The sequence below is a fragment of the Cellulomonas septica genome (genome assembly GCF_012396155.1).
GTDB classification, from domain to species: Bacteria; Actinomycetota; Actinomycetes; order Actinomycetales; family Cellulomonadaceae; genus Cellulomonas; species Cellulomonas septica.
Genome location: NZ_JAAXOY010000372.1, coordinates 1 through 3515, shown reverse-complemented (window position 1 = coordinate 3515; position 3515 = coordinate 1). Strand labels below are relative to the sequence as shown.

The window sequence follows — 3515 nt, the reverse complement described above, 5'->3', positions numbered from 1 at the left end:
GCCGGCGGTCGCCGGGTGCGGTGCGGTGCTGGGTCGCGACCGTCGTGCGTGGTCGTGGTGCTCGTGCGGGTCGCGGTGCTCGTGCGTGGGCGGCGGTGCCCGGGTGCGGTGCCTAGGCGAGCTGGAGCTCGCGGCAGACGTGCGCGAGGTAGTCGTCGATGGCGTCCGCGTCGTCGCCACCGACGACGCGGGCGCGCTCGCGCCCCTTGTCGAGGACGTCCACGAGGCGCTCGACGGAGAACGCGTCGATGGCGGCGAGGTCCGCGAGCCGGGCTCGGACGACGTCGAGCTCGCGCGGACCCTGACCGGCCGGTGGGACGCCGACCGGTCGTACGGGGCTGAGCGGCGGCCCGTCCTCGGCCAGCTCGCGCGGCGCGTACTCGGGGCACGACCGGGCGAGGCGGGTGCGCAGCACCTCGACCGGCGCGGTCCCGACGAGCTCGTCCGCCCAGACGACGTTGCCCCGGCTCGACGAGATCTTCGCGCCGCGCAGGTGCATGAAATGGTTGATCTTCACGCGCGACGGCACCATCGGACGAATGACGAGCGCCTGCGCCAGGGCGGTGAACAGGAAGGCGTAGTAGTAGGTGTTGTCGACGCCGAAGAAATAGATCACGTCGGGGTCCCGACGATTCAGCTCGGCGATGGCCTCGGAAAAGGGCAGCCGGGTGTCGACGCCGCATTCCTGGAGCAGGCACCAGGTGTGGTGGAAGAAGATCTCGACCCACGGGTTCAGCACCAGCCCGGAGTCGTCGACCGCGACGCCGTACGGCGACTCGAACTGCCACAGCGCGAGGTGCGGGCCGAGCCGGTCGAACAGCGCCGACGCCCGGCGGGACGCCCCGTGCCGGTGCCGCATCGTGTCCTCGACCGCCGCGACGGCGCCGGCGTCGAACGACAGGAACCGGGCCGTCGTCGTGCCGCCCGCCGCCGTGCGGCACTGCGTGCACAGCAGCCCCAGCGCGTCGTCGACCTGCTGCGGGAGCGAGCAGTTCTCGCAGACGTTGAGGTAGGCGTCGTGCAGGCAGCCGGTGCACGCCGAGCGCGCGTACGCCTCGAGCTGCGTGCGCCCGCAGCCGTCGCACCGCGGCACCTCGCGCTCGACGACCGGCACGACGTCGGTGAGCGCCTGCACGCCCTCGCGCAGGAAGTGCAGGTACTCGGGATCGCGGTTGTCGCCGAACGCGTCGTGGCTCAGGGCGTAGGCGTCGAAGTCCGCGCGGATCCGGCCGGTGTACTCGCGGGACAGCGCGTCGGGCTCCGCACCCACCTCCACGGCCTTCTTCGCGACGTACGACTGGTAGGTGTCGACGTGGCTGACGTGGCGGATCTCGCGGTCCCCGAGCAGCCGCACGAGGCGCACGTACAGGTCGGCCCGCAGGTACGGGCCACCGACGTGGCCGACGTGCAGGGCGCCGTTCGGGGTCGGCGGCGGGGTGAAGACGACCGTCGGGGCGGGGCTCGCCATCGCCGTCAGGCCACGGGCGCGGGCTCGCGCACCGCGCGCCACCAGATGCTCAGCAGCCGGGCCGTGCCCGTGCCCGCGTTGGTGAACGCGTGCGCCTGGCCGACGTGCGCGAGCCCCATGTCCCCGGTGGTGATGCGCTCGCGCCGGCCGTCGAGGTAGAAGTCCACGTCGCCGTCGAGGACGAGGAAGACCTCCTCGACCTCGGGCTTGTTGACGTGCTCGCGGATCGTCTCGCCCGGCTCGAAGACCGAGATGGCTGCGCCCATGGCCTCCTTGCCCGGGCTCGTCTGCGCGAAGGTCTCCGCGAAGCGCCGGACGAGGACGTCGTACTCCGGCTTGTACTTGTCGGTCGCGTTCCTGTCGATGTGCACGCTCGTGCTCCCCCTGCCGTGCGAAAGAAAGGACGCCCGTCGGCCCGGGAAATGCACCGGCACCGCGTGGCGTCACGGCACGTTAGCGAACAATCCGGACAAGTGGCAAGAAAAGGTCATGCCACGTCCACCTCTGCGTGGACGGCCGTCCAGATAATGCGCCTGGAGCACGATGCCCGAGTGTGTCGCGGCGGGTCAGGCGGAGTCGCGCACGCGCAGCGTCGGCTCGAAGATCACGGACGAGACCCGCCGGTCGGACGAGGTCAGCTCGTCGAGCAGGATGCGGGCCATCTCGCCGGCCATCTGCTCGATGGGCTGCCGGACGGTGGTGAGGGCCGGACGCGCGAACGCACCGACGGCGCTGTCGTCGAACCCGATCACGGCGACGTCCTCGGGCACGCGACGACCGGCGCGGTGCAGGGCGTCGACCGCGCCGAGCGCCATGAGGTCGTTCGACGCGAACACGCCGTCGAGGCGTGGCTCCTCGGCGAGCAGCCGCTCCGTCGCGGCCACTCCGGAGTGGTAGGTGAAGTCGCCGGCCGCGGTCGGCACGTACGCCTGCCCGTGCCGCGCCATGGCGTCCTCGAAGCCCGCGAGCCGTTCGACGGCCGCACGGACGTCGAGCGGACCGGAGATCGCGGCGACGTCGCGGCAGCCCCGCCCGACGAGGTGGTCGGCGGCGAGGCGTGCGCCGTCACGGTGCGCGACGTCGACGAAGCTCAGCGGCAGCGGGTCGGGCGGCCGGGCGAAGGTCACGGCGGGGAAGCCGCCCTCGACGAGGAGGCGTGGCAGGGGGTCGTCGCCGTGCGTCGAGACGAGCAGCGCACCGTCGACGTTGCCCTGGCGCAGCGCTGAGAGCACCCGGGCACGGTCGGCGGCGGACTCGGCGAGCATGAGCACGGGGTCGACGTCCCGGGCGCGCAGCGCGCGGAGCATCCCACCGACGACCCGACCGAAGAACGGGTCGGCGACGTCGAGCGTGCCGGTGGCGTCGGCGAGGTCGCCCTCGGGCCCGTGCGGGTCGGCGCCCGAGACCACGATGGCGACGGACCCGGTGCGCCGCGTGACGAGCGAGCGCGCGGCGAGGTTGGGCACGTACCCGGTCGCGGCGACGGCGGCGCGGACACGTTCCCGCAGGTCGGGCGCGACGTTCCGCTCGCCGTTGACGACGCGTGACGCCGTCGCGCGCGAGACGCCGGCGGCGCGCGCGACGTCCTCCAGGGTCGGGGCTCTGGCGGCGGTGCGCTGCGTGGACACCGACCGATCGTAGCGTTTCCACGAGAGCGCTCTCCGAGATTCGGCGACCCAAACGGCCTCGGTCACGGCCGCCGTCTCCCGAAAGACTGACTTACCAGTTAGTCAGCAAACCCTGGCGCGCCGCCGCTGTTCGGGTCTAACGTGCGGAACCGCGACATCGCTCGACGTGCGGAAGGCCGCGCCGAGCTCGTCGCCACCTACGGCACCGGCTGAGCGCGATGGAGCGCTCTCCCGCCCGTTGCGACGTCCGTCCCCGAGAGGCGCGTCGCCGCGCCACGCACCGCACGCACCACACCGCCGTCCCACAAGCCGGCCCGTTCGAGCCATGAGTGTTACTTCGGCAACCCTGCCGGTCGCGCTAGGTGCCGAGCGTCTCTGCTATCACGACGGACAGGGGTCGCTCCTCCTCCGGGTTCTGG

3 protein-coding genes are annotated in these 3515 nt (G+C 72.6%); all 3 read right to left on the bottom strand.

The genetic code is table 11. The features are described from left to right. Positions 1-112: 112 nt before the first annotated feature. The gene (locus HGA02_RS13420) at positions 113-1468 is read right to left on the bottom strand and encodes a class I tRNA ligase family protein (protein ID WP_168679429.1); all 1356 of its coding nucleotides are present in this window, start codon (positions 1466-1468) and stop codon (positions 113-115) included. A gap of 5 nt (positions 1469-1473) precedes the next feature. Beyond that, a complete protein-coding gene (locus HGA02_RS13415; protein WP_168679428.1) occupies positions 1474-1839 on the bottom strand; it encodes a cupin domain-containing protein in 366 nt (121 codons plus the stop codon). Positions 1840-2034: 195 nt separating this feature from the next. Next, positions 2035-3096 carry a substrate-binding domain-containing protein gene (locus HGA02_RS13410; protein ID WP_168679427.1) on the bottom strand — a complete coding sequence of 354 codons (1062 nt, stop codon included), beginning with the start codon at positions 3094-3096 and terminating at the stop codon, positions 2035-2037. Positions 3097-3515 lie beyond the last annotated feature (419 nt).

Coding starts and splice junctions, on each gene's coding strand:
- HGA02_RS13420 (WP_168679429.1), bottom strand. CDS start 1,468: ATGGCGAGCCCCGCCCCGACGGTCGTCTTCACCCCGCCGCCGACCCCG.